General features: G+C 69.0%; 22 protein-coding genes and 1 pseudogene. 12 read left to right on the plus strand and 11 right to left on the minus strand.

The window, feature by feature from the left end; translation table 11 throughout:
- The first annotated feature begins 40 nt into the window (after nt 1-40).
- The 3 genes from ACFUO4_RS14025 to ACFUO4_RS14035 all read left to right on the plus strand — a co-directional run bounded on the left by ACFUO4_RS14025 (nt 41) and on the right by ACFUO4_RS14035 (nt 2,353).
- Complete coding sequence (locus tag ACFUO4_RS14025) at nt 41-511, plus strand: Rrf2 family transcriptional regulator (protein ID WP_079311550.1); 471 nt, start codon at nt 41-43, stop codon at nt 509-511.
- Between the two features lie 106 nt (nt 512-617).
- Complete coding sequence (locus ACFUO4_RS14030) at nt 618-1,592, plus strand: sulfite exporter TauE/SafE family protein (protein WP_383483845.1); 975 nt, start codon at nt 618-620, stop codon at nt 1,590-1,592.
- A gap of 104 nt (nt 1,593-1,696) precedes the next feature.
- Nucleotides 1,697-2,353: a DUF4360 domain-containing protein gene (locus ACFUO4_RS14035; protein WP_383483848.1), complete on the plus strand. Its 657-nt coding sequence runs from the start codon at nt 1,697-1,699 to the stop codon at nt 2,351-2,353.
- Nucleotides 2,354-2,434: 81 nt separating this feature from the next.
- Here ACFUO4_RS14035 and ACFUO4_RS14040 read toward each other — a convergent pair whose 3' ends face one another.
- Nucleotides 2,435-3,202, minus strand: coding sequence for an intradiol ring-cleavage dioxygenase (locus tag ACFUO4_RS14040; RefSeq protein WP_383483851.1), 768 nt, complete (start codon nt 3,200-3,202; stop codon nt 2,435-2,437).
- A gap of 88 nt (nt 3,203-3,290) precedes the next feature.
- Between ACFUO4_RS14040 and ACFUO4_RS14045 the strand changes: the two are divergent.
- Nucleotides 3,291-3,752 (plus strand): annotated as a pseudogene (locus ACFUO4_RS14045) (DUF234 domain-containing protein); the annotation flags it as partial.
- A 53-nt stretch (nt 3,753-3,805) separates the two neighbouring features.
- Here ACFUO4_RS14045 and ACFUO4_RS14050 read toward each other — a convergent pair.
- The 9 genes from ACFUO4_RS14050 to ACFUO4_RS14090 form a co-directional block, all read right to left on the minus strand.
- Nucleotides 3,806-4,222, minus strand: coding sequence for a hypothetical protein (locus ACFUO4_RS14050; RefSeq protein WP_079311547.1), 417 nt, complete (start codon nt 4,220-4,222; stop codon nt 3,806-3,808).
- A 129-nt stretch (nt 4,223-4,351) separates the two neighbouring features.
- Nucleotides 4,352-5,962, minus strand: coding sequence for a pyridoxal phosphate-dependent aminotransferase (locus tag ACFUO4_RS14055; protein WP_383483854.1), 1,611 nt, complete (start codon nt 5,960-5,962; stop codon nt 4,352-4,354).
- Between the two features lie 162 nt (nt 5,963-6,124).
- A complete protein-coding gene (locus ACFUO4_RS14060; protein ID WP_383483857.1) occupies nt 6,125-7,171 on the minus strand; it encodes an aldose epimerase family protein in 1,047 nt (348 codons plus the stop codon).
- A gap of 64 nt (nt 7,172-7,235) precedes the next feature.
- Nucleotides 7,236-8,480: a multiple monosaccharide ABC transporter permease gene (gene mmsB / locus ACFUO4_RS14065; RefSeq protein WP_079309745.1), complete on the minus strand. Its 1,245-nt coding sequence runs from the start codon at nt 8,478-8,480 to the stop codon at nt 7,236-7,238.
- A complete protein-coding gene (mmsA, locus tag ACFUO4_RS14070; RefSeq protein WP_079309746.1) occupies nt 8,477-10,027 on the minus strand; it encodes a multiple monosaccharide ABC transporter ATP-binding protein in 1,551 nt (516 codons plus the stop codon). Before mmsA ends, mmsB begins: the two co-directional genes overlap by 4 nt.
- Before the next feature lie 52 nt (nt 10,028-10,079).
- Nucleotides 10,080-11,192: a multiple monosaccharide ABC transporter substrate-binding protein gene (gene chvE / locus ACFUO4_RS14075; RefSeq protein WP_128112200.1), complete on the minus strand. Its 1,113-nt coding sequence runs from the start codon at nt 11,190-11,192 to the stop codon at nt 10,080-10,082.
- A gap of 138 nt (nt 11,193-11,330) precedes the next feature.
- Nucleotides 11,331-12,299: a hypothetical protein gene (locus ACFUO4_RS14080; protein WP_079309747.1), complete on the minus strand. Its 969-nt coding sequence runs from the start codon at nt 12,297-12,299 to the stop codon at nt 11,331-11,333.
- 130 nt (nt 12,300-12,429) lie between these two features.
- Nucleotides 12,430-13,434, minus strand: coding sequence for a zinc-binding dehydrogenase (locus ACFUO4_RS14085; RefSeq protein ID WP_383483861.1), 1,005 nt, complete (start codon nt 13,432-13,434; stop codon nt 12,430-12,432).
- Nucleotides 13,431-14,591 (minus strand): mandelate racemase/muconate lactonizing enzyme family protein, encoded by a 1,161-nt coding sequence (locus ACFUO4_RS14090; protein ID WP_079309749.1) that lies wholly within the window; start codon nt 14,589-14,591, stop codon nt 13,431-13,433. Before ACFUO4_RS14090 ends, ACFUO4_RS14085 begins: the two co-directional genes overlap by 4 nt.
- A gap of 289 nt (nt 14,592-14,880) precedes the next feature.
- Here ACFUO4_RS14090 and ACFUO4_RS14095 point away from each other — a divergent pair, with 289 nt between their 5' ends.
- The 6 genes from ACFUO4_RS14095 (at nt 14,881) to ACFUO4_RS14120 (ending at nt 21,928) form a co-directional block, all read left to right on the plus strand.
- A complete protein-coding gene (locus ACFUO4_RS14095) occupies nt 14,881-15,900 on the plus strand; it encodes a LacI family DNA-binding transcriptional regulator (RefSeq protein ID WP_383483864.1) in 1,020 nt (339 codons plus the stop codon).
- Between the two features lie 133 nt (nt 15,901-16,033).
- Nucleotides 16,034-17,041: an ABC transporter substrate-binding protein gene (locus ACFUO4_RS14100; protein WP_079309751.1), complete on the plus strand. Its 1,008-nt coding sequence runs from the start codon at nt 16,034-16,036 to the stop codon at nt 17,039-17,041.
- Between the two features lie 137 nt (nt 17,042-17,178).
- On the plus strand, nt 17,179-18,729 hold the full coding sequence (locus ACFUO4_RS14105) for a sugar ABC transporter ATP-binding protein (RefSeq protein WP_079309752.1): 1,551 nt from the start codon (nt 17,179-17,181) through the stop codon (nt 18,727-18,729).
- The gene (locus tag ACFUO4_RS14110; RefSeq protein ID WP_383483869.1) at nt 18,726-19,805 is read left to right on the plus strand and encodes an ABC transporter permease; all 1,080 of its coding nucleotides are present in this window, start codon (nt 18,726-18,728) and stop codon (nt 19,803-19,805) included. Before ACFUO4_RS14105 ends, ACFUO4_RS14110 begins: the two co-directional genes overlap by 4 nt.
- On the plus strand, nt 19,805-20,836 hold the full coding sequence (yjfF, locus tag ACFUO4_RS14115) for a galactofuranose ABC transporter, permease protein YjfF (protein WP_128112201.1): 1,032 nt from the start codon (nt 19,805-19,807) through the stop codon (nt 20,834-20,836). Before ACFUO4_RS14110 ends, yjfF begins: the two co-directional genes overlap by 1 nt.
- A gap of 132 nt (nt 20,837-20,968) precedes the next feature.
- The gene (locus ACFUO4_RS14120; RefSeq protein ID WP_383483872.1) at nt 20,969-21,928 is read left to right on the plus strand and encodes a hypothetical protein; all 960 of its coding nucleotides are present in this window, start codon (nt 20,969-20,971) and stop codon (nt 21,926-21,928) included.
- A 51-nt stretch (nt 21,929-21,979) separates the two neighbouring features.
- Here the strand turns inward: ACFUO4_RS14120 and ACFUO4_RS14125 are convergent, their stop codons facing one another.
- Entirely contained in the window at nt 21,980-22,417 is a 438-nt protein-coding gene (locus tag ACFUO4_RS14125; protein ID WP_079309754.1) for a MarR family winged helix-turn-helix transcriptional regulator, read from the minus strand.
- Nucleotides 22,418-22,506: 89 nt separating this feature from the next.
- On the opposite strand from ACFUO4_RS14125, the gene ACFUO4_RS14130 reads away from it, so the two are divergent.
- Nucleotides 22,507-23,505 (plus strand): NADP-dependent oxidoreductase, encoded by a 999-nt coding sequence (locus ACFUO4_RS14130; RefSeq protein ID WP_079309755.1) that lies wholly within the window; start codon nt 22,507-22,509, stop codon nt 23,503-23,505.
- A 126-nt stretch (nt 23,506-23,631) separates the two neighbouring features.
- Nucleotides 23,632-24,051, plus strand: coding sequence for an organic hydroperoxide resistance protein (locus ACFUO4_RS14135; protein WP_383483877.1), 420 nt, complete (start codon nt 23,632-23,634; stop codon nt 24,049-24,051).
- The last annotated feature ends 216 nt before the right edge of the window (nt 24,052-24,267 follow it).

A 24,267-nucleotide genomic window follows, 5' to 3' on the forward strand; every position in this document is an offset into this window, starting at 1 on the left:
ATTCTCCATGCCCGGGGCGGCACGCCTCACAATGGTCCTCATGAGGATCTCGGCACGGGCGGACTACGCGGTACGAGCGGTACTCGAACTCGCCGTACGACAGGGCGAAGGGGCCGTGAAGACTCCCGTGAAGGCGGAGGCCATCGCCCTCGCCCAGGACATTCCGCACAAGTTCCTCGAAGGCATCCTCGGTGACCTGCGCCGCGGCGGGGTCGTCGACAGCCGGCGCGGCGGCAACGGCGGCTACACGCTGGCCCGGGACGCGGCCGAGATCACGGTGGCCGACGTGATCCGGACGGTCGACGGCCCGATCGTGTCGGTACGGGGCGAACGGCCCACGGGCCTCGCCTACACGGGCTCCGCCCAGCCCCTGCTGCCCCTGTGGATCGCCCTGCGGGCGAACGTGCGCCGCATTCTGGAGGGCGTGACGATCGCGGACATCGCGGCGGACGCGCTGCCGACGCCGGTGCAGCAGCTGGCGGCGGAGCCGGCGGCCTGGGAGAACCCGTAGGGCATTTCCGGCCGGTCCCTGTGAGTGTCCTCATCCGGGTCCAAGGCTGTACCCAGCTTGACGCCCTACCGTCGCCTCCCGTGGACGACGGACGGAACCTCCCCCTATGCGCACGCTGATACTGCTCGCCCTCGCGGGCCTGGGCGCCCAGCTCGTGGACGGCAGCCTCGGCATGGCCTACGGCGTGACCTCGACCACGCTGCTGCTGGCCATGGGGACGAATCCGGCCGCGGCATCGGCGACGGTCCACCTCGCCGAGATCGGTACCACGCTGATGTCCGGGGCCAGCCACTGGCGCTTCGGCAACGTGGACTGGAAGGTCGTCGCGAAGATCGGTGTGCCGGGCGCGGTGGGGTCCTTCCTGGGCGCGACGGTCCTCTCGGCGCTGTCGACGGAGGTCGCGGCGCCGGCGATGTCGCTGATCCTGCTCGGTCTCGGCCTGTACGTCATGTCCCGCTTCACCTTCCGCGGCCTGCCGAAGGACCGGCTCGGCCGGCCGCTGCGGAAGCGGTTCCTGGCGCCGCTGGGCCTGGTCGCCGGGTTCCTCGACGCGACCGGCGGGGGCGGCTGGGGCCCGGTCGGCACGCCCGCCCTCCTCGCGAGCGGCCGGATGGAACCCCGCAAGGTGATCGGCTCGGTCGACACCAGCGAGTTCCTGGTGGCCCTGGCGGCGAGCCTCGGTTTCCTCGTCTCCCTCGGCTCCCAGGGCCTCGACGGGACGTGGGTCCTCGCCTTCCTCCTCGGCGGCGTCGTCGCCGCGCCGGTCGCCGCCTGGCTGGTCCGCCTGCTGCCGCCGCGGGTGCTGGGCTCGGCGGTGGGCGGAGTCATCATCGTGACGAACGTCCGCACGCTGCTGAAGAGCGACTGGCTCGCGGCGAGCGACGGCGTGAGCACGGTGGTGTACGTCGTGCTGTACGCGGTGTGGGCCGCGGCCCTCACGTACGCGATCCGCGCCCACCGTCGGGAGACGGCGGCGGAGAGCGGGCACGTGGAGCCGTGTGCCGCTGTGAATGACCAGCCGGCGGGAACGGCCAACTGCCGCACGTGTCAGCGGCGTTCGGAAACTGTGAAGATGATGTGAAAACCGCAGGTGTGAATGGCTTGAGTTCATCCTGTCGGCGGTGTCGGTCTGTCCCTACCGTCCGGTTGGCACATCAGCCACCCCCCAACGGTTACGGAGAGACCATGACTCGTGGGCTCCTGCTGAGCGGTGCGTTGGCCGCTCTGCTCACCACGGCACTGCCGGCCCAGGCCGCCACGTCGTCCGGCGGGTTCGAGGACCCGCCGCCGGACAAGATCGTCATCAAGGTCGCGACCGTGAACGGCAGCGGCTGCCCCGCCGGGACGACGGCGGTCGCCGTCTCCGAGGACAACACGGCCTTCACGGTGACGTACAGCGACTACCTCGCCCAGGCGGGCGGCGGCTCGGACCCGACGGCGTTCCGCAAGAACTGCCAGCTGAACCTCATCGTCCACGTCCCGCAGGGCTTCACCTACGCCATCGCGAGCGCGGACTACCGCGGTTTCGCGGCCCTCCAGTCCGGCGCGACCGGCACCCAGAGAGCCTCGTACTACTTCCAGGGCTCCCCGAACACCGCGTCCCGCTCCCACCCCTTCAACGGCCCCTACAACGACAACTGGCAGGCCACCGACACGACCGACTGGGCCCAGCTGGTCTGGGCGCCCTGCGGCGTCCAGCGCAACTTCAACATCAACACGGAGCTGAGAGTGGCCGCGGGCTCGACGTCCGCGAACAAGGTCAGCTTCATGACGATGGACTCGACGGACGGGGACATCAGCACGGTGTACCACCTGGCGTGGAAGGAGTGCCCGGAGTCCTGACGCCGGCGCGGGCCGTCAGGGCGAGGCGGTCGCCCCCTGCGCGTGTGCAGGGAGCGGCCGCCGTGTCGCTCGCGTGCCGGGTCAGACCTCCACCCCCAGCGTCAGCGTCCCGGTGTACCCCGACGACGGGGAGCTGCCGAGTGCTGTGAGGGTCAGGAGGCCGGACGCGGCGCCGCCGTCGTCGTAGATCGAGTCCTGGGCCAGGGTGGTGCGGGTGACCGTGTTCGCCGCGTACGGGGAGAGCGCGCCCACTCTCGACGTGATCGTCTCGTTGAAGAAGAGCTGGCCGGTGTGGACCTCGGTGCCGCCGGTGAAGGAGCCGTCCGAGGTGAGGGTCACGCCCGTGTGGACCTTGACGTGGATGTGGACGCAGCGGCCCCGGTACCAGCCCGGATACACCGTGGTGATGGTGGCGACGCCGCCGGAGTCGGTGAGGACGCCGCCCCGCAGGAACGTGCCGTTGTCGGACTCGTTGTGGCCGTTGTTGCCGACGTAGCCGGAGTACTCGCCGAGCGCGTCCGCGTGCCAGATCTCCACCAGGGCGTTGGGGATCGCCGCGCAGGTGTCGTCGTTGACGACGGTGAGCGCCAGCTTCAGCACGAAGCCGGTCTTCGTCTCGCGGATGTCGGAGCGGACGAGCGCGCCGTCCAGGTAGTAGGGGCCTTCGGTCATCTCCTTCGTGAGGGTGCAGACGGCCGCCGCGGCGACGGGGGCGGCGTCCGCCGCGTCGGCTGTGGGGGCCTCGGGCACTGCGGTGCCCACGGCAACTGCCGCTGCCGTGGCGCCGGTTGCGAGCAGAACGGTGCGGCGCCCGACCGGGGTGGGGGTTGCTTCCGAAGTTTCTGTCATGAACACGGCACCCTAGGAGTGCTTGCTGTTGATGGGCTGTCAGTTCGGCAAAGTGAGGGACCGTCAAGTTCCTTGCGAGACAGACATCTGGCTCGCGTTCCTCGATCCGCACATGGCGGAGATCGAACGGATGCGGGGAGACCTCACACTGAGCCGGATCAGGGAGCAGTGGACGACCTGGCGGGGCCGCGCGATCGAGCCTCTCGTGCGGGAATCCCTCGCCCGCCTCCTGCCGGACGGGCCGCTCCCCGCCGCCCCCGCGATCGGCGGGTACTGGACCCGCGGCAACGACATCGGGATCGACCTCGTGGGCGCCGACCGACAGCCTGTGGCCAAGGAACTCCTCTTCCTCGGCTCGGTGAAGTGGCTGGAGAACTCCGCGTTCGACCGCCACGACCTGGCCGCGCTGCTCAAGCACCGCGCCGCGATCACCGACGAGCCCGTGCCGCTCGTGGCGGTCTCCCGCAACGGGGTCAGCTGTTCCGGGCTCGAAGCGGCGTACGGTCCGGAAGAGTTGCTCGACGCGTGGCGCGTGCCGCGATCACGGTGACGCAATCGGACGCGCCCCCGTTCCGACCGATCGGGACGGGGGCGCGACGTACGTCAGTTGGCCGCGCAGGCGAAGTTCCAGGCGCCGTACGAGCCGCTCACGTACGCGCCGTCGTCGACGTGGCCGACGCGGAAGTAGAAGCAGGCGGCCTCGTTCATGTCGGTGTCGTAGATGTACGCGTTGGAGATGCTCCACCCGGTGTAGCCGCCGGTGTAGTCGACGTGGATCTTCGTGTCGCTGGTGTGCGGGCTGCCGGTGGTGGGGTTGGTGTACTGCAGGCGCACGCCCTTGCCGTCCGTGCAGACGTCGAGGATCTTGAAGGTGTCGCCGTCGTCGTAGAAGTACGCGGCACCACAGGAGTTGCTGGAGCTGGCCGTGTAGATGTCGGCGGCGAAGGACGAACCCGCCGTCCCGACCACGAGGGCCCCGGCGGCGAGGGCGGGCACGGCGAGATGTCTGAGCTTGGGCATGCTTGAACTCCTTGTGGGGCGAAGGGGGTTGAGCGTGGGGGGAGTTCGCGTCGTCGACACCGTGTGAACGGACTATGCCCAATATTTGATCTCTGTACAAGAGCAGTTGGGCTGTCAACTACCTGTGCATCATGCCCCCGCCGCATTGGGCCAGGCGGCACCGCTGTTCGGCCAGCCCTGCGCCGGCGCCGGCGTCAACCCGTTCGTCCCCCGGACCTGCGCCGCCGTGAGCCCGCCCCGAGCGGGCACCCCGGGCGGCGTGAGCCCGCCGGCGGGCACTCCGTAGGGCGACTGAGCGGCAGCCGCCGGAGCGACCGGCATCGGCATCGGCTGCGGGGCGACCGGCGTCGGCATGGGCATCGGCTGGGGCTGCGGAGCGACCGGCTGCGGGGCGACCGGCTGTGCGGCGACCGGCTGTGCGGCGACCGGCTGCGGGGCGAGCGGCTGTGCGGCGACCGGCTGCGGCGCCGCCGGTACCGGCACGGGCGCCGCAGGCACCGGTGCCGCCGCCATGGCCTGCGCGGCCAGCGGCATACCGACCCCGTTGCTCATCAGGCGGTCCACGGCCGCCGTACCCGAGCTGTAACTGGTCCCGGTGGCCAGCTCGGGCACGGCGGCTCCCCTCCTGGTCCCGTAGAGCACCTGTTCCAGCGCGGACACCAGGCGACGCACGTCCGTCTGGGGGCGCACCACGAGACGCAGGAAGCGGCTGGACGAGCCGATCTTGTTGCCGCACTCGCGGACCAGGATCCGGTGCTCGGAGAGCAGCCGGTCCCGGACCACGGTGCCTTCGGCGCCCACGGGGAGGCGGACGAAGAGGAAGTTGCCCTGGGAGGGATAGACGGTCAGACCGGGAAGGGCGGAGAGCTGGCTCGACATGTCGAGGCGGTCCCGGCGGACCTGCTGGAGGCTCTGCGCGTACTCGGCGCCGTGCTCCTTGAGCATGAACACCACGTACTCGGCGAAGGCGTTGAGGTTCCACTTCGGCAGCATCGAGCGGACGCGGCCCGCGAGCGCCGGGTTGGCGACCAGGTAGCCGAAGCGGATGCCGTGCAGCCCGAAGTTCTTGCCGAGGCTTCTCAGCACGATCACGTTCGGGCGCAGCATGGCCTCCTGCACCACGCTCGGCTCCGCCTCCGCGTCGGCGAACTCCAGGAAGCTCTCGTCGATGACGATCAGGTCGAGGTCGGCCATCGCGTCCATGAACTGCACGATCGCGTGCTTGTGGAGGAAGCCGCCGTCGGGGTTGTTGGGGTTGCAGATCACGGCCGCCCGGGTGCCGCGGGCCCGTATGAACTCGGCGTACTGGGCGAGGTCGAGGGCGAAGCCGCTGGACTCCTGGAGCGGGAACATGTCGACCCGCTTGCCGGTCTCCATGGGCTGGTCGGTCCACCGGCCGAAGGTGGGCACGGGGACGGCGAGGGACTCACGGACCAGCAAGTGGTCGATCCACGTGATCAGTTCGGTGGAGCCGTTCCCCATCGCCACGGCCTGCGGCGGGAGCTGGAGAAGGTTGCACAGTTCGGCGGTGATGGTGTCGGCGCTGGACGGGTAGTACGTGATGATGTCGCGCAGACGGCCGGCCATCTCGTCCCACATCCCCGGCGTGGGGAAGTAGGGGTTCACCGGAATACAGAAGTCGATCGGGCCGGCCCCGTCTCCCGCTGCCCGCGTCAGCGCCGCCATGGACGGGCTGTGTGCCGCGGTGCTGCGGAACAGCGAGGTGACGTTCTCGGCCATGGAACCTCCGTATGGGGCGGACCCGGTGGGGACGGCCGGGTCCGTCGTCTTTGGGTGGCCCGCGCGGGGGAGCACGGGCCGCTCATACATACGAAGGCCGGCGGGGCACTGTTCAACCGCTGAGAAATCGGTAAGAAGTTGTGCCCCACCTGTGAAGGAGTGTCAGGAGGGGAAGGAGTGCACGGTCGTGGACCGGTAGGTCTCCCCGGGCCGCAGCACGGTCGACGGGAAGTCCTCGTGGTTCGGGGAGTCGGGGTAGTGCTGGGTCTCCAGGCACACGGCGTCGCCCTGGCGGTAGGTGCGGCCGGCGGGGCCGACCAGCGTGCCGTCGAGGAAGTTGCCCGAGTAGAACTGGATCCCCGGCTCGGTGGAGGCGATCCTCAACACGCGGCCGGAGTCCGGGTCCCGGAGCGTGGCCACGTGCTCCGGCTCCGCCGTGCTCCCCTTCTCCAGCACCCAGTTGTGGTCGTATCCCTTCGCCGCGAGCAGCTGCGGATGCCCGGTCCGCAGATCCCTGCCGATCGGCTTGGGCTCGCGGAAGTCGAACGGCGTGCCGTCCACCGGTGCCAGTTCGCCGGTCGGGATCAGACCGGCGTCCGTCGGCGTGAAGTGAGCGGCGGGGATGGTCAGTTCGTGGTGCTCGATCGTGCCGCTGCCCTCGCCCGCGAGGTTCCAGTAGACGTGGTTGGTGAGGTTGACGACCGTGGCCCTGTCGGTGGTGGCCTCGTAGTCGATGCGCCAGTCGCCCCCGGCGGTGAGGGTGTACGTCACCCGCGCCGTCAGCGTGCCGGGGTAGCCCATCTCGCCGTCCGGGGAGGTGTACGACAGCCGCAGGCCGACGTCGGTGCCCCGCTGGAACGGCTCGACGTCCCAGACCACCGTGTCGAACCCGGCCTCGCCCCCGTGCAGGCTGTTCTCGCCGTCGTCGACGGAGAGCTGGTACGTCTCCCCGTCCAGCGTGAACCGGCCCTTGCCGATGCGGTTGCCGTACCGGCCGATCAGCGCGCCGAAGTACGGGCTGGACGTGACGTAGTCCTCGAGGTGGTCGAAGCCCAGGGAGACGTTCGCGTACCGGCCGTGCCGGTCGGGGACCTCCAGGGACTGCACGATCCCGCCGTACGACAGGACCTGCATACGGGTGCCGCCGTTCTCCAGCGACCAGCGGTGGACGTCGGTGCCGTCGGTGAGCTTGCCGAAGAGTTCCTTCACCGGATGTCTCCTCCCATGGGAAGGGCCCCGCCTTCCGACGGGGCCCGACCGGTCAACCTGTGTGCTACGAGCCGGACTTGCGCTTGTTCCACACGTCGAACCCGACCGCGGCCAGCAGGGCGAGGCCCTTGATGACCTGCTGCCAGTCGGAGCCGACGCTGAGAAGGTTCATGCCGTTGTTGAGAACACCGAGGACGAGACCGCCGATGATCGCGCCGAGCACGGTGCCGACACCGCCGCTCATCGACGCGCCGCCGATGAACGCCGAGGCGATGGCCTCGAGTTCGTAGTTCAGACCCGCCTTCGGCGACGCCGCGTTCAGGCGCGCGGCGATGGCCAGACCCGCCAGGGCCGCGAGGGCGCCCATGTTCAGGAAGACCAGGAAGGTGACCTTCTTGTCCTTCACACCGGACAGCTTCGCGGCCGGCAGGTTGCCGCCGATCGCGTAGATGTGCCGGCCGAAGATCGAGTTGCGCATCAGGTAGCCGTAGCCGACGACCAGGCCGCCCAGGATGAGCAGGACGATCGGGGCGCCCTTGTAGCTGGCGAGCAGCATGGTGACGACGAGGATCGCGGCGACGATCGAGACGAGCTTGAGCAGGAAGAGGTTCCTGGGCAGCACGTCGAGGGAGAACTCCTGCTGGCGCCTGCGGTCGCGGACCTCCTGGACGACCACGAAGACGATCAGGGCGAGGCCGAGCAGGAGCGTGATGTTGTGGTAGTTGGTCTCCGGGCCGGTCTCCGGCAGGAAGCCGTTGCCGATCTTCTGCAGGCCGCTCGGGAACGGGCCGAGGGTCTGGCCCTCCAGCAGGATCTCGGTGAAGCCGCGGAAGACCAGCATGCCCGCGAGGGTGACGATGAACGAGGGTATGCCGAGATACGCGATGAGGAAGCCCTGCGCCGCGCCCGCACCGGCGCCGACCACCAGGCACAGCACCACCGCGAGCGGCCACGCCACGTCGTGCTGGACGGTCAGTACGGCCGCGAACGCGCCGACGAACGCCGTGACCGAGCCGACCGACAGGTCGATGTGGCCGGCGATGATGACCAGCATCATGCCGATCGCGAGGATCAGGACGTAGCTGTTCTGCAGGACCAGGTTGGAGACGTTGCGCGGCAGCAGCAGGTCGCCGTCGGTCCACACCGCGAAGAGCGCGACGATCAGGCCGAGGGCGATCAGCATGCCGTACTGGCGCATGTTGCGGCGCAGGCCGTCCAGCATCAACTGAAGCAGGTTCTCGCCGGAGGCCGATCCGCTCTTGCCCGGCGGCGCCGGGGCCGGCGTCTTGGCGGTCACATCCGTGCTCATCGGGTTACCTCTTTGTCCTTGGTCATCTGGCGCATCAGCGATTCCTGCGAGGCCTCGGCGCGGGAGAACTCGCCGGTCAGCCGCCCGGCGGCCATCGTGTAGATGCGGTCACACATGCCGAGCAGCTCCGGCAGCTCGGACGAGATGAAGACGACCGCCTTGCCCTGCGCGGCCAGCTGGTCGATGACGGTGTAGATCTCGTACTTGGCACCGACGTCGATGCCTCGGGTGGGTTCGTCCAGGATCAGCACCTCGGGGCCGGCGAAGATCCACTTGCTGAGGACGACCTTCTGCTGGTTGCCGCCGGACAGCTTGCCCACCGGCTCGAAGACGGTCGGCGCCTTGATGTTCATGGACTTGCGGAAGCCCTCGGCGACCTGCCGCTCCTGGTGCTCGTCGACGACGCCGCGCTTGGCCACCTTGCCGAGCGCGCTCAGCGAGATGTTGCGGTTGATGGTGTCGATGAGGTTGAGGCCGTAGTGCTTGCGGTCCTCGGTGACATAGGCGATGCCGTGGTCGACCGCCTCGGCGACGGACTTCGTCCGGATCTCCTTGCCGTCCTTGAGGACGGTGCCGCCCGCGTGCCGCCCGTAGGAGCGGCCGAAGACGCTCATCGCGAGTTCGGTGCGGCCCGCGCCCATCAGGCCCGCGATGCCGACGATCTCGCCGCGCCGGACATGGATCGACACGTCGTCGACGACCTTGCGCTGCTGGTCGATCGGGTGGTGCACGGTCCAGTCGCGGATCTCCAGCGCCGGAGCGGCGTCCGACTCGCCCTCGTACGCGGTGCGTTCGGGGAAGCGGTGGTCCAGGTCGCGGCCGACCATGCCGGAGATGATCCGGTCCTCGGTGGTCTCCTCGGACTTCACATCGAGGGTCTCGATGGTCTTGCCGTCCCGGATGATCGTGACGGAGTCGGCCACCTTGCGGATCTCGTTGAGCTTGTGGGAGATGATGATCGAGGTGATGCCCTGCTTCTTCAACTCCAGGATGAGATCCAGGAGTTTGCCGGAGTCCTCGTCGTTCAGGGCCGCGGTCGGCTCGTCCAGGATCAGCAGCTTCACCTTCTTGGAGAGAGCCTTGGCGATCTCCACCAGCTGCTGCTTCCCGACACCGATGTCAGCGACCCGCGTTTCGGGGTGCTCACTGAGCCCCACCCGGCGCAGCAGCTCGCTCGCGTGCCGCAGGGTCTCGCGCCAGTCGATGAAACCGCGCGAGGCGTGCTCGTTGCCGAGGAAGATGTTCTCCGCGAGGGAGAGGTAGGGCACCAGCGCCAGCTCCTGGTGGATGATGACGATGCCGCGCGCCTCGCTCGCCCGGATGTCCTTGAACTCGCAGACCTCTCCCTCGAAGAGGATCTCGCCCTCGTACGTGCCGTGCGGATGGACGCCGGAGAGCACCTTCATCAAGGTGGACTTGCCGGCGCCGTTCTCCCCGCAGATGGCGTGGACCTCGCCCTGCCGGACGGTCAGTGTGACGTCCGAGAGCGCCTTGACGCCGGGAAAGGTCTTGACGATCGAGCGCATTTCCAGGACGGGTCCCGCCATGGTCGTGCCTTCCAATCTCTGTCTGGTGCAGACGACTACAGCCGGGGGCTGATTACTTGAGCTCGCCCTCGGTGTAGTAGCCACCGTCGACCAGGACCTGCTTGTAGTTGGTCTTGTCGACGCTCACCGGCTTGAGCAGGTAGGCGGGGACGACCTTGGAGCCGTTGTCGTAGGTCTTGGTGTCGTTGGTCTCGGGCTTCTTGTCGTTGAGGACCGCGTCCACCATGTTCGCCGCGACCTTGGCGAGCTCACGGGTGTCCTTGTAGACGGTCTGCGTCTGCTCGCCCGCGATGATCGACTTCACGGAGGCCAGCTCGGCGTCCTGACCGGTGAGGACCGGCAGCGGCTTGGACTTGGTGCCGTAGCCGTCGGACTTCAGCGCCGACAGGATGCCGATGGAGATGCCGTCGTACGGCGAGAGCACCGCGTCGACCCGGCCGGACTTGTAGGAGCCGGTCAGGATGTCGTCCATGCGGCGCTGGGCGGTGGCGCCGTCCCAGCGCAGGGTGGTGACCTTGTTGAGGTCGACCTGGCCGGACTTGACGACGAGCTTCTTGGAGTCGATGTACGGCTTCAGGACGCTCATCGCGCCGTTGAAGAAGTACTTGGTGTTGTTGTCGTCGTTGGAGCCGGCGAACAGCTCGATGTTGAAGGGGCCCTTGCCGCTCGCCAGGCCCAGCTTCTCGACGATGTAGTTGGCCTGGAGCTCGCCGACCTTGGTGTTGTCGAAGGAGGCGTAGTAGTCGACGTTCGGCGTGCCGAGGATCAGGCGGTCGTAGGCGATGACCGGGATGCCCGCGTCCTTGGCCTCCTGGAGGACGTTGTTGAGCGACTTGTTGTCGATCGCGGCGACGATCAGCGCCTTGACGCCCTGGGTGATCAGGTTCTCGATCTGGGAGACCTGCTGGTCGGGCTCGTCCTCGCCGTAGACCAGCTTGGTCTTGTAGCCCAGCTTCTGCAGGTTGCTCTCGACGTTCTTGCCGTCGGCGATCCAGCGCTCCGAGGACTTGGTCGGCATCGCGATACCGATGGTGCCGCCCTTGGCGTCGCCCTTGCTTTCCGCGCTGCCGCCTTCGCTGTCCTGGCCACAGGCGGTCAGGGAGAGGGCGAGGACGGCCGAGGTGGCTATGGCGGAGAGTGCAGCTCTGCGGTTAAGCATGATCATCATCCTTGATGGTCTAGGGGAGTGGCCAGGGCGATCCGCGGTGCGAGCGCCTGTCCAGTGGTGCGAGGTCGAACCGAGAAGTTGTGTCGGAGTCTGTTCGACTCCGTCGGCTTCTGTGAAGGGGCGTTGTCCGGAACGTTATGCAGGCGTTTCGAACCGCTTCAGCGCGCCCGGCAGCCGCGAGCCGAGCGGCGCCATGGCGCCGTCCGCTCCGTGCCGCGCGAGCAGGTCCAGGGCGAGCCGTCCGCGCCGCACTCTTTCCTTGGCGGTGGACAGCGTGAGCTCGCGCATGTGATGGCCGTAGGGGTAGATCCCCGGGGCCTTCGACAGGCCGAACTTCAGATAGAGCGGGGCGCCGCGCCGGATCAGCTCGGCGACCTCGTACATCCGGACATAGCCGCCGAGATCGTCGGGCGCCTCGATGTACATGTCCATGGGAGCGCCCGACACCCGTCGGATCTCCGTGAGTTGATCGAGCGTCAGATCGCTGGGCACGTTGATCGAGTCGCCGCCGAGGTTCTCGTAGACGGCGTACGCGGCCGGGTTCACCGGGCCGATCAGTGCCGACACCTTCAGCGTGGTGTCGGCCGGGATGATCCCGGCGACACGCGCCCGGTGCAGCGTCCACAGCACGCCCTCGTCGGCGACGAGCAGGCACTTCACGCCCAGCTCCGTGGCCCGGACGGCGTCTTCGACGCACCCGGCGACCGCGTCGTGGCCGCGGGCGCGCAGCCCGCCGCCCTTGGAGTCGGTGCGGGTGGAGCCGCCGATGTCCCAGGTGCCGCGCGGGCCGGTGAACAGGCAGAGCTCGATGTCGCGTTCGGCGGTCGCCTCGACCATCTCGGTGATCTCGGCGTCGGTGAGCATCCACACGCCGCTGCCCTGGCTGATCCGGTGGATCGGGACGTCGAGCCGCGAGGACTCCTTGAGGACCACCGAGAGGGCCTCGGGGCCCTCCACGGAAGGCACTTCGGTGCGCCAGCGGCCGCCACCGGGGAAGGTGTGCGGAGAGGCGTCGGCCGGGTCGAGGGCGGGAGCACCCAGGCCGAGCGCGGCAAGCGCCTGCTCACCGGGTCGTCGGGCCGCGCTGGCGGTGGTCTCGGTCACAAGCTGTCCTTCGTGTTCGATATATCGGACGTGGATCGCGGCTCTGTGTGCAACAAGGCTTAGGGACATTGGATGTACGCCGGTACGAAGTCGTCAGGTACTCCGTACCGGCGTACGGCTCAAAGGGGTGTCATGGTTTGAGGAGGACCTTGCCGACGGCCGGGTCGCCGGACCCGACCAGCTCGATGGCCTGCGGGAACTCCTCCAGCGGCAGCTCGTGCGTGACGAGCGGCAGCGGATCGAGCAGCCCGGCCCCGAAGACCCGCACCGTGTGCGCCCAGGCGTCCGGCGGCGCCCCGAACACGGTGTGCACCTCCAGCTGCCGTACGACGAGATCGGTGGGGTCCAGTCCGTCCGCGCCCGGCGCCGGGATGCCCGTCAGGACGAGCCGGCCGCCGCGTCTGAGCAGCGAGGCCGCGGTGTTCGCGGCCGACGCCGACCCGGCGGTCTCGATGACGACGTCGAAGTCGTCGGGGAGCTCCTGGTCGCGGGTGCGGAAGTCGGTGGCGCCGAAGGTCTTCGACAGCTCCGCGCGGTCCGGGCGGGTGCCCACCACCAGCAGCTCCGCGGGCGAGCCGGCCCGCAGGAACTGCACGGCGAACATCCCGAGCGTGCCCGTGCCCACCACGGCGACCCGCTCACCGGGCCGCGCGTTCGCCTTCAGCGCGGCGGCCGCGATGCACGCGGCCGGCTCCAGCAGCGCCGCCGCCGTCAGGTCGGCGTCGTCCGGCAGGGCGTGCAGCAGCCGGGCCGGCAGGGTGAGGGTGGCGGCCATGGCGCCGGGCTGGGTGAAGCCCGTCTCCTCGTAGCCGTCCGTGCACAGCGTGGTCTCGCCCGCGTGGCAGCGGTCGCAGACCTGGCAGTTGCGGAAGCCCTCGCCGACCACCTTGCGGCCGACCAGCGACTCCGGCACCGCCGGGCCCACGGCCTCGACCGTGCCGGACCACTCGTGGCCCGGGGTGAGCGGGTAACGGACGTACCCCTCGGGCCGGTTGCCCTGGTACACCTCGCGGTCGCTGCCGCAGATGCCGACCGCGTGGACGCGGACCAGGGCCTCGCCGGCACCGGGCGCACGCGGGGTGTGCGCGACGAGCTCGTGCTCGCCGGGCGCCCCGATGACGACCGCGCTGCTCACTGCTGGGTGCCCTTCGGCTTGCGCTGCTCCCAGCCCTCGGCCCACAGGTCGAAGCGGGCCTGCTGCTGCGGGAACTCGGCGGCGGCGTCGACGTCCAGCTCGACACCGAGACCCGGCTCGTGCGACAGCTCGAAGTAGCCGTCCACGACCTTCGGGGCGCCCTTGACGACCTTCTTGATCTCCGCGTCGGCGAAGTCGTTGAAGTGCTCGAGGATCTTGAAGTTCGGGGCGGTGAAGCCGACCTGGAGGGAGGCGGCGGTCAGCACCGGGCCGCCCACGTTGTGCGGGGCGACCAGCATGTAGTGGGTCTCGGCGGTCGCGGCCAGCTTCCGGGTCTCCCAGATGCCGCCGATGTGGCCGACGTCGGGCTGGATGATGTCCACGGCCTGGCTCTCGAAGAGCTCGCGGAACTCGATCCGGTCGTGGATGCGCTCACCGGTGGCGACCGGCATGTCGACCTTGGCGGCGACCTTCTCCAGCGCCTTGAGGTTCTCCGGCGGCACCGGCTCCTCCAGCCACGCGGGCTTGAAGGGCGCGAGGTCCTTGGCGAGGCGGACGGCGGTGGCGGGGGAGAAGCGGCCGTGCATCTCCAGCATCAGCTCGGCGTCCGGACCGATGGCGTCCCGGACGGCCTCGATGAGCGAGACGGCGTACAGGCTCTGCTCGTGGTCCAGCTCGAAGTGCCCGGTGCCGAAGGGGTCGATCTTGAGCGCCTTGTAGCCGCGCTCCATGACGCCCCGGGCGGCCTTGTGGTAGGCCTCCGGGGTGCGCTCGGTGGTGTACCAGCCGTTGGCGTAGGCCTTGACCTTGTCGGTGACCTTGCCGCCGAGCAGCTGCCAGACCGGGACGCCGAGGGCCTTGCCCTTGATGTCCCAGCAGGCCATCTCGATCACGGCGATACCGGACATCACGATCTCGCCCGCACGGCCGTAGTCGCCGTACTTCATCCGCTTGACCAGATCCTCGACAGCGAACGGGTCCGACCCGAGAATGTGGTTGGTCTTCGCCTCGTGCAGATAGCCGAGCAGGGCGTCGGTGTGGCCCAGCATGCGGGTCTCGCCGACTCCGGTGAGTCCCTCGTCGGTGTGCACCTGGACGTAGGTCAGGTTGCGCCATGGCGTCCCGACCACGTGCGTGCTGATTCCCGTGATGCGCACGTCAGCTACTCCCTAGGCTCTGAAGCTTGTTGTTCGAAATTTCGGCTCACGTTCGAAATGCTGGCCTGACGGTAAGGACGTCTCGGTCGGGGTGTCAATGGGTCGGAGGGTCGAACAGCGTAACGGTCTTGATGACGCGCACATCCGTCCGGGATCTCAACTGCCGCAGCCTGCGGCGTTATTCAACCGTGACGACTTCCCCGATGCAGCCCTCTTGACCGGCACGAATTGTTAGCGCTCACAATGTGCCTCGCATTCAACCGATCGCTGACCGCCAGGAGGTGCGGCCGTGAACCACTTGGAGCTCCGGCCGCCCACCATGGCCGATGTGGCACGCCTCGCCGGGGTGTCGCACCAGACGGTCTCCCGCGTCCTGGGTGATCACCCCAACGTGCGGGAGGAGACCCGGGCCAAGGTGCTCCGCGCCATCGAGGAGATGGGTTACCGCCGCAACTCCTCGGCTCGGGCCCTGGCCACCCGCCGCACCCGCACCCTGGGTGTGGTCGCCGCCAACACCACGCTCTACGGCCCGGCCAGCACGCTGTTCGCGCTGGAGGACGCGGCGCGGGCGGCGGGGTACACCGTCTCGACGGTCAGCCTGCACAAGCTGGCGAAGGAAACCCTCTCCGAGGCGCTCGACCACCTCAGTGAGGGCGGAGTGGAGGGGGTGATCGCCCTCGCCCCGCAGCGCTCGGCGGTCGAGGCCCTCGCCGAACTCCGGCACCCTTTCCCGGTGGTGGTCGTCGGCACCGGCTCCGGCGCCGAGATCCCCAGCGTCAACGTGGACCAGCAGCTCGGCGCCCGGCTCGCCACCGGGCATCTGCTGGCCACGGGCCACCGCACGGTCTGGCATCTCGCCGGGCCCGAGGACTGGCAGGAGGCGGCCGACCGGGTCACCGGCTGGCGGGACACCCTCGAAGCGGCGGGCGTCGAGCCGCCGAAGCTGCTGCGAGGGGACTGGAGTCCACTGTCGGGCTACCGTGCCGGCCAGCAACTGGCCGGCTGGGTGGGCCGCGGACTCACCGCCGTCTTCGTCGCCAACGACCAGATGGCACTGGGGGTGTTGCGGGCCCTGCGGGAAGCGGGGGTGCGCACGCCCCAGGACGTCGCGATCGTCGGCTTCGACGACATCCCGGAGTCCGAGTTCTTCGCTCCACCGCTCACCACCGTCCGGCAGGACTTCGCGACGGTGGGCAAGCACAGCATCGCCCTGCTGCTGGACCTCATCGAGGGCCGGGCCCCGTCCGGGACGCCCGGAGTCGCCATCGAGCCGCATCTCGTGGTCCGGGCCAGCACCGCTCCCGACTGACATGCACCGACCAGCTAATTCGTACACCAGTGTGACCGATATTTCGAATAATGATCGACAGGCTGGACGCAGGGCAGTCGGTCCCACGAGTACTAGCGGTCCTCCCCGGACCGGCTCTTCAAAGGAGAAGAACATGCTCAACAGAAGGAACTTCCTCACTGCGGCGATCGGCGTGGCGGCGGCCGGCACCCTGGCGGCCTGCGCCAAGGAGGACGACAGCTCCAGTGACTCCGCGGGAAGCGGCGGCAGCAAGAAGATCGTCCTCGGCTTCTCGCAGGTCGGTTCCGAGAGCGGCTGGCGCACCGCCAACAGTGAGTCGGTGAAGTCCGCGGCCAAGGACGCGGGCTACACCCTGAAGTTCTCCGACGCCCAGCAGAAGCAGGAGAACCAGATCTCCGCGATCCGCAGCTACATCGCGCAGAAGGTCGACGTCATCGCCTTCTCGCCGGTGGTCGTCACGGGCTGGGACGCCGTGCTCAAGGAGGCCAAGGCCGCGAAGATCCCGGTCGTCCTCACCGACCGCTCCGTCGAGACCTCCGACGACTCCCTGTACGTCACCCTGGTCGGCTCCGACTTCACCGACGAGGGCCGCCGCGCCGCCAAGATCCTCGAGAAGGTCATCGAGAAGGCCGGCCTCAAGGGCAATGTCAAGATCGCCCAGCTGGAGGGCACCACCGGTGCCGCCCCCGCCATCGAGCGCGCCAAGGGCTTCAAGGAGGTCATGGACGCCGAGCACAAGGACGACTGGAAGATCGTCGTCAGCCAGACCGGCGACTTCACCCGTGCCGGCGGCAAGCAGGTCATGGCGGCCTTCCTGCAGTCCAACCCCGACATCAACGTGCTCTTCGCGCACAACGACGACATGGCCATCGGCGCCATCCAGTCCATCGAGGCGGCCGGCAAGAAGCCCGGCAAGGACATCCTCATCGTCTCGATCGACGGCGTGAAGGACGGCTTCGTCGCCATGTCCGAGGGCAAGATCAACGCCATCGTCGAGTGCAACCCGCTGCTCGGCCCCCAGCTGATGGAGGTCGTCAAGACGGTCCACGAGGGTGGCTCGGTCGAGCGCTGGATCAAGACCAAGGAGGGCGACTTCATGCAGGACCAGGCCAAGGCCGCGCTCCCGACCCGCAAGTACTGACCGACCGCACGCACCGGTGGGGAGCCCCTGGCGGGCCGGGCACGGCCCGGCCCCGGCGGGGCTCCCCGCGGGGGACCGGCCCACCGCAGTCCCTGAACTGCCGTGGGCCTGAACCGATTTCATGGAGGAGCGCTGCCATGGCAGAGCCGCAGCCCGTCCTGGAGATGACGGGCATAGTCAAGGAATTTCCGGGGGTAAGGGCTCTGTCGGGTGTCGACTTCCGGCTCTTCCCCGGCGAGATCCACGCCCTGATGGGCGAGAACGGGGCCGGGAAATCCACCCTGATCAAGGTGCTGACCGGGGTCTACACCCTGGACGGCGGCACCATCACCCTCGACGGCAGGGCCGTGCGGATCGGCAGCCCGCTGCAGGCGCAGCAGGCCGGCATCAGCACCGTCTACCAGGAGGTCAACCTCTGCCCCAACCTGTCGGTGGCGGAGAACATCTTCATCGGCCGTGAACCCACCCGCGCCGGCCGCATCCAGTGGAAGCGGATGCGCAAGGAAGCCGCGGAGATGGTCGACCGCCTCGGCCTCGACATCGACGTCACCGCGCCGCTGGCCTCGTACCCGCTCGCGGTGCAGCAACTGGTCGCGATCGTACGGTCGGTGGGCCACGGCGACAGCGACGGCTCGGGCTCCGGCACCAAGGTCCTCGTCCTGGACGAGCCGACCTCCAGCCTCGACCGCGACGAGGTCCTCGAACTCTTCCGGCTGATGCGGCGGCTGCGCGACGAGGGCGTGGCGATCCTCTTCGTCTCGCACTTCCTCGACCAGATCTACGAGATCTGCGACCGCATGACGGTCCTGCGCAACGGCACCCTCGTCGGCGAGCACCTGGTCCGCGACCTCGACCAGGTCCGGCTCATCGAGCTGATGATCGGCAAGGCCCTGGACCAGCTGGAGGAGCTGCACGACCACCAACTCCACGCGGACGTCGGCGAGTCGCTCCTCACCGCGGAGGGCCTCGGCCGCACCGGCGGCATCGAACCCTTCGACCTCGACATCAAGAAGGGCGAAGTCGTCGGCCTCGCGGGCCTGTTGGGCTCCGGCCGCACCGAACTGGCCCGGCTCCTGTTCGGCGCCGACCAGCCCGACGCCGGCAAGGTCACCATCGGCGGCAAGCAGGTCTCGATGAGCGCCCCCAACGACGCCATCGGCGCCGGCGTCGCGTTCTGCTCCGAGAACCGCAAGACCGAGGGCCTGGTTCCCGACCTCACCGTCCGCGAGAACATCATCCTCGCCCTCCAGGCGGCCCGCGGCTGGACCCGCCCCATCCCGACGGCCCAGCGCGACGAACTCGTCGCCAAGTACATCAAGGCCCTCGACATCCGCCCCGCCAACCCCGAAGCCCGAGTTGGCCAGTTGAGCGGCGGCAACCAGCAGAAGGTGCTCCTCGCCCGCTGGCTGATCACCCAGCCGAAGCTGCTGATCCTGGACGAGCCGACCCGCGGCATCGACATCGGCGCCAAGACCGAGATCCAGAAACTGGTGGTCTCCCTCTCCGAGGACGGCATGTCCGTCCTCTACATCGCGGCCGAGCTGGAGGAGGTCCTCCGCCTCAGCCACACCATCGGTGTCCTGCGCGACCGCAAGCTGGTCGCCCGGATCACCAACGGCCCGGAGATCACCCCCAGCAAGATCCTCGAGACCATCGCCAGTGGCGAGCAGAGCGGAGAACAGCAGTGACCACCACCAACCGCTGGCGAGCACTGACACGCCACAACCTCTTCTGGCCGATCGCGGTCCTGGTGGCGCTGCTGCTCGTCAACATCCCCTTCACGCCCGACTTCTTCGCCATCCACATGACGGACGGCCACCTCTACGGCAGCCTCGTCTCCATCGTCCTGTTCGGCTCGCCCCTGATCCTGGTGGCGGTCGGCATGACCCTGGTCATCGCCACCGGCGGCATCGACCTCTCCGTCGGCGCGGTCGTCGCCATCACCGGCGCGCTGACCTGCTCGTACATCAGCGACCGCAAGGACCAGGACGCCCTGGCCGGAGTACTGCTGGCGATGGGCCTCGGCCTGCTGGCAGCGGTCGTCTGCGGGCTGTGGAACGGCTTCCTGGTGGCCCGCATGGGCATCCAGCCGATCATCGCGACCCTCATCATCATGGTCGCGGGCCGCGGCGTCGCCCAGCTGATCACCGACGGCCAGATCATCACCATCAACAGCGAGCCCTACAAGCTGATCGGCGGCGGCTACTGGCTGACCCTGCCGTTCTCCATCTTCGTGGTCGCCGCGGTCGTCGCCGTCACCGTCGCCCTGACCCGCCGCACCGCCCTCGGCCTGCTCGTCGAGTCGGTCGGCGGCAACGCCGAGGCCAGCCGCCTGGTGGGCATCCGGTCGATGCGCATCAAGATCATGGTGTACGTCTTCTGCGCCCTGTGCGCCGGCATCGCGGGCCTGATGATCAGCTCCAACACCTCGGCCGCCGACGGCAACAACGCCGGTCTGTGGATCGAGCTCGACGCCATCCTCGCGGTCGTCATCGGCGGCACGTCCCTGCTCGGCGGCCGCTTCTCGATCGGCGGCACGGTGGTCGGCGCCCTCGTCATCCAGACCCTGACGACCACCATCTACACGATCGGCGTCCCCACCCAGACCAACCTGGTCTTCAAGGCCGCCGTCGTCATCGTCGTCTGCCTGCTCCAGTCCCCGAAGTTCCGCGCCAAGGTCTTCGGCGCCCGCGCGAAGACCCCGGCCCCGGCGACGCCGCCCGCGGCCCCCGCCGAGCCCGCTGCCAAGATGGAGGTGTCGTGATGAGTGCGACCACCCAGACCCCCACGACACCCGACAAGATCGAAGGCCGTACGCCGTCCGGGGCGGCGCGGCTGCTCGGCGACCGCCGCCTGCCCGTCCTGGTCACGGCCGCCCTGTTCCTCGCGATGTACATCGCCGGACTCAGCCGCTACCAGAACTACGGCTTCGGCGACTCGCAGGTCTTCCTCAACCTCTTCATCGACAACGGCTACCTCCTGGTCGCCGCCGTCGGCGCCACCTTCGTCATCCTCTCCGGCGGCATCGACCTGTCCGTGGGCTCGGTGATCGGCTTCACCACCATGCTCACGGCGTGGCTGGTCCAGGACGTCGGCCTGCCGCTGCTGGTCGTCATCCCCATATCCCTGGGCGTGGGCGCGTTCGGCGGCTTCCTCATGGGCTATGTGATCCACAACTTCGAGATCCAGCCGTTCATCGTGACCCTCGCCGGCCTCTTCCTCTTCCGCGGCCTGTGCCTGGTCATCAGCAAGGAGTCGATCGCGATCAACGACTCCGCGGTGAGCAGCCTCGCCGAGACCCGGGTGTCCCTGGGCCTGGGCGACCTGTCGATCGGCGCCGTCGTGGCCCTCGTCGTCCTGGCGGCGGCCTTCTACATCCTCCACTACACCCGCTTCGGCCGCCGGATCTACGCCATCGGCGGCAACGAGCAGTCGGCCCTCCTCATGGGCCTCCCGCTGGGCGGCACGAAGATCGCGGTCTACACGGTGAGCGGCTTCTGCTCCGCGCTCGCCGGCCTCCTCTTCATGCTCTACATCCAGTCCGGCGACCCGCTGCACGCGGTCGGCATGGAACTCGACGCGATTGCCGCGGTGGTCATCGGCGGCACGCTGCTGACGGGTGGCTCGGGTTATGTGCTGGGCACGCTGTTCGGTGTCCTGGTCCTCGGCCTGATCAAGAGCATCATCCAGTTCGAGGGCACGCTCAGCTCCTGGTGGACGAAGATCGCCACCGGTGTGCTGCTCTGCGCGTTCATTCTGATCCAGCGCGTGATGACGACCCGCAAGAAAGCCTGAGCCGGTTTCGGCGAGTTGAGGATGGATGAGCGGATCATCCTCAACTCGCCGCACCGGAACGACCAGTTCCCACACAATCTTCACAGCAGTCGCTAGGAACCCTCCCCACAAGGAACTTAATCTTCCCGCGTCATGGACTACTGCCTCCCGTGCCGACGGCACCTCAACGGCGCCCTCGCCTGCCCGGGGTGCGGTACCCCAGTCGAAGAGCTGCGCGCGCACGCCGCCCAGCAGCAGCCACAGCCGCAGCAGATGCAGGCCCAGTCGTACGTGCCGCAGCAGGCGGGTGGCGGGGCGTACCCGTCGTACGAGTCGTACGACGGTGGCTACGCGGACGCGTACGGGGGCGCCCCCGAGGCCTCCTCGTACGGGAGCGGGAGCGGGAGCGTTGCCGAGGCCTCCTCGTACGAAGAGCCCGAGGTGACGTCCGAGGAGGCGCCCGAGGTCGTGATCGGCGGCCGGGCGGCACGACGCCGCGCCCAGGGGCGCCGCGGCCGGGCCGTACCGCAGGAGGAGCCGGAGAGCCCGGAAGGTCCGGAGGGGTACGACGACTCCGAGGACCTCGAGTACGACGACGAGGACGCCGACGACGCCGAGGGCGGCGGCAGCCGCCGTGACCGCAAGGCCGCGGCGCACCGGCGCAGACGCCGCCGGGCCCTCCTGGTCGCCGCGGGCTTCGTGCTGGCCGCCGGCGGACTGAGCCTCGCCGAACTCGGCTTGGACGCCCCCGGTTCGAACCCGACCCCGGCCGCGGCGGGCGGCGAGTCGGCGGACGGCGCGGCGTCGGCGGACGCGAGCACGCCGGCCGAGCCGCTGGACGACACGAACGGAAGCGGCCCCTCGGCCTCGGCTTCCGCGGACGCCTCCGCGTCACCGTCCGCCTCGGCGTCGAAGGACGACAAGGACAAGGACGACAAGGACAAGGACGCCCAGTCCGCGACCGCCACGACCCCGGTCGTCCCGCCCCCGAACGTGTCGGCGACCCCGGTCGGCTCCGCGACCCCGACCGCCGACCCGACGTCGGCCCAGCCGACCGCGCAGCCGTCGCCGACGGAGACGGAGTGCGAGCGGTTCTTGTGGTGGTGCACCTGAGGTGGTGCACCTGAGAGGTCGGCCCCTGAAGGGGCAACCATCAGGCTCCGCCTAGGAGTTCAGCATCCGTCGCAGCAGGTCCCGCAGTGCCTGCCGCTCCTCGTCCGACAGTCCGGCCAGCGGCTCGCGGGCGAAACGCAGTCCCTCGCGCAGGCTCCGGGCCACCTCCCGGCCCTCGTCCGTCGCCGCCGCCACCTTCACCCGCCGGTCCGCGGGGTCCGGGCGCCGCTCCACGAGCCCTCGCGTCTCGAGCCGGTCCACGATCCCGGTGACGTTCGACGGCTCGCACTTCAGCTTCTGGGCCAGTTTCCGCATGGGCAGCGGCTCCAGCGACAGCAGGCTCAGCAGCCGTGCCTGGGCGCCGGTGAGCGCGTGGTCGGCGGCGGCCTCCTCGTAGTCCTCGTAGAAGCGCGCCACGACGTCACCGATCAGCTCGACGACCTCCATGGTCAGCGCGTCGGGGCGACGGGTCTTGGGTGGAGTGGCCATGGTCCCAGACTACCTCCATTACTTGACAACATGAAATATTCAGGAGCATGGTTGTTTCAGGTACTGAAGTAAATCGGAAAGGCTCAGTCATGATCAACCGCGAGTGGCACCTGCTCAGCCGTCCCGTCGGCTGGCCGAAGCCCGAGGACTTCGCCCTGGTCGAGGCCGAGGTGAAGCAGCCGGGTGAGGGTCAGGTGCTGGTGCGGAACAAGTACCTGTCGGTGGACCCGTACATGCGGGGCCGGATGTCGGCCGCCAAGTCGTACGTCGCCCCCTTCGAACTCGGCAAGGTCATGCAGGGCGGCGCGGTCGGCGAGGTCATCGCCTCCGGCGCCGAAGGCATCGCGGCCGGTGACCACGTCCTGCACTTCGGCGGCTGGCGCGAGTACGCCACCTTCGACGCCGCGCAGGCCGTCAAGGTCGACCCCGACGCCGCGCCGCTGTCCACCTACCTCGGCGTCCTCGGCATGACCGGCCTCACCGCCTACGCGGGCCTGCTGCGCACCGCCTCCTTCAAGGAGGGCGACAGTGTCTTCGTGTCCGGCGCGGCCGGCGCGGTCGGCAGCCAGGTCGGCCAGATCGCCAAGCTCAAGGGCGCCTCGCGGGTCATCGGCTCGGCCGGCTCCGACGAGAAGGTCAAGCTGCTGGTGGAGGAGTACGGCTTCGACGCCGCGTTCAACTACAAGAACGGGCCGGTGAGCGAGCAGCTGCGGGCCGCGGCGCCGGACGGGATCGACGTGTACTTCGACAACGTCGGCGGCGACCACCTGGAGGCGGCGATCGGCTCGCTGAACCAGGGCGGCCGGATCGCGATCTGCGGCATGATCTCCGTCTACAACAACACCGAGCCGGCTCCTGGTCCGAGGAACCTCGCCCGTCTGATCCAGACCCGGGGCCGTATCGAGGGCCTGCTGGTCGGCGACCACTACGACCTGCAGCCGCAGTTCGTCTCCGAGGTCGGCCCGTGGGTGGCTTCCGGTGCGCTCAAGTACCGCGAGACGGTCGTCGAGGGCATCGAGAACAACCTGGAGGCGTTCCTCGGGGTCCTGCGGGGCGACAACGTCGGGAAGATGGTCGTCAAGCTGTAGGGCTTCCGGTTGCAGGACCTCCGGTTGCAGGGCTTCCGGGCTGTTTCCGACATGCGGTAACTTCTTTCCGAAACCGTCGTCGATCGTGGGCGCGAGTCGTGCGGCGGACCTAGGAGGAAGTACCGCATGTCCATCCAGCAGCCCGACGTCCTGTACACCGCCGTCGCCACCGCCGAGAACGGCCGCGACGGCCGCGTCGCCACCGAGGACGGCCGCCTCGACGTCGTCGTGAACCCGCCGAAGGAAATGGGCGGCAGCGGCGAGGGCACCAACCCCGAGCAGCTCTTCGCCGCCGGGTACAGCGCCTGCTTCCAGGGCGCGCTCGGCGTCGTGGCCCGGCAGACCAAGGCCGACATCAGCGGCTCGACCGTCACCGCGAAGGTGGGGATCGGGAAGAACGATGACGGGTTCGGCCTGATCGTGGAGATCTCGGCCCGCATTCCGAACGTGGACGCCGCTACGGGGCGGGCGCTGTTGGAGCAGGCCCACCAGGTCTGCCCCTACTCGAAGGCGACTCGGGGGAACATCAGCGTGACGCTGGTCTGAGTACGTTCGTTCACAGCACGGAGGCCGCACCCTTGGACGTGGGGTGCGGCCTTTTGTGTGGGGTGGGTTGAGAAGGTGCCTCCCGCAGTTGGCGTGCCGAATATCTGGGTCGGTCGCCTTCGGGGCGCTCTCAGCCGGTGTCGGGACGGCGATCGTGCTCGACCCTTCGGGGCGGCGCCCCTTGGCCGGGCCGACACCCGCGCCCCCCCACGGGAG

This window comes from Streptomyces sp. NPDC057280 (genome assembly GCF_042668605.1).
In the GTDB taxonomy this organism is placed as follows: Bacteria; Actinomycetota; Actinomycetes; order Streptomycetales; family Streptomycetaceae; genus Streptomyces.

Coding starts and splice junctions, on each gene's coding strand:
- ACFUO4_RS14025 (WP_079311550.1), top strand. CDS start 41: ATGAGGATCTCGGCACGGGCGGACTACGCGGTACGAGCGGTACTCGAA.
- ACFUO4_RS14030 (WP_383483845.1), top strand. CDS start 618: ATGCGCACGCTGATACTGCTCGCCCTCGCGGGCCTGGGCGCCCAGCTC.
- ACFUO4_RS14035 (WP_383483848.1), top strand. CDS start 1,697: ATGACTCGTGGGCTCCTGCTGAGCGGTGCGTTGGCCGCTCTGCTCACC.
- ACFUO4_RS14040 (WP_383483851.1), bottom strand. CDS start 3,202: ATGACAGAAACTTCGGAAGCAACCCCCACCCCGGTCGGGCGCCGCACC.
- ACFUO4_RS14050 (WP_079311547.1), bottom strand. CDS start 4,222: ATGCCCAAGCTCAGACATCTCGCCGTGCCCGCCCTCGCCGCCGGGGCC.
- ACFUO4_RS14055 (WP_383483854.1), bottom strand. CDS start 5,962: ATGGCCGAGAACGTCACCTCGCTGTTCCGCAGCACCGCGGCACACAGC.
- mmsB (WP_079309745.1), bottom strand. CDS start 8,480: ATGAGCACGGATGTGACCGCCAAGACGCCGGCCCCGGCGCCGCCGGGC.
- mmsA (WP_079309746.1), bottom strand. CDS start 10,027: ATGGCGGGACCCGTCCTGGAAATGCGCTCGATCGTCAAGACCTTTCCC.
- chvE (WP_128112200.1), bottom strand. CDS start 11,192: ATGATCATGCTTAACCGCAGAGCTGCACTCTCCGCCATAGCCACCTCG.
- ACFUO4_RS14100 (WP_079309751.1), top strand. CDS start 16,034: ATGCTCAACAGAAGGAACTTCCTCACTGCGGCGATCGGCGTGGCGGCG.
- ACFUO4_RS14105 (WP_079309752.1), top strand. CDS start 17,179: ATGGCAGAGCCGCAGCCCGTCCTGGAGATGACGGGCATAGTCAAGGAA.
- yjfF (WP_128112201.1), top strand. CDS start 19,805: ATGAGTGCGACCACCCAGACCCCCACGACACCCGACAAGATCGAAGGC.
- ACFUO4_RS14120 (WP_383483872.1), top strand. CDS start 20,969: ATGGACTACTGCCTCCCGTGCCGACGGCACCTCAACGGCGCCCTCGCC.
- ACFUO4_RS14125 (WP_079309754.1), bottom strand. CDS start 22,417: ATGGCCACTCCACCCAAGACCCGTCGCCCCGACGCGCTGACCATGGAG.
- ACFUO4_RS14130 (WP_079309755.1), top strand. CDS start 22,507: ATGATCAACCGCGAGTGGCACCTGCTCAGCCGTCCCGTCGGCTGGCCG.
- ACFUO4_RS14135 (WP_383483877.1), top strand. CDS start 23,632: ATGTCCATCCAGCAGCCCGACGTCCTGTACACCGCCGTCGCCACCGCC.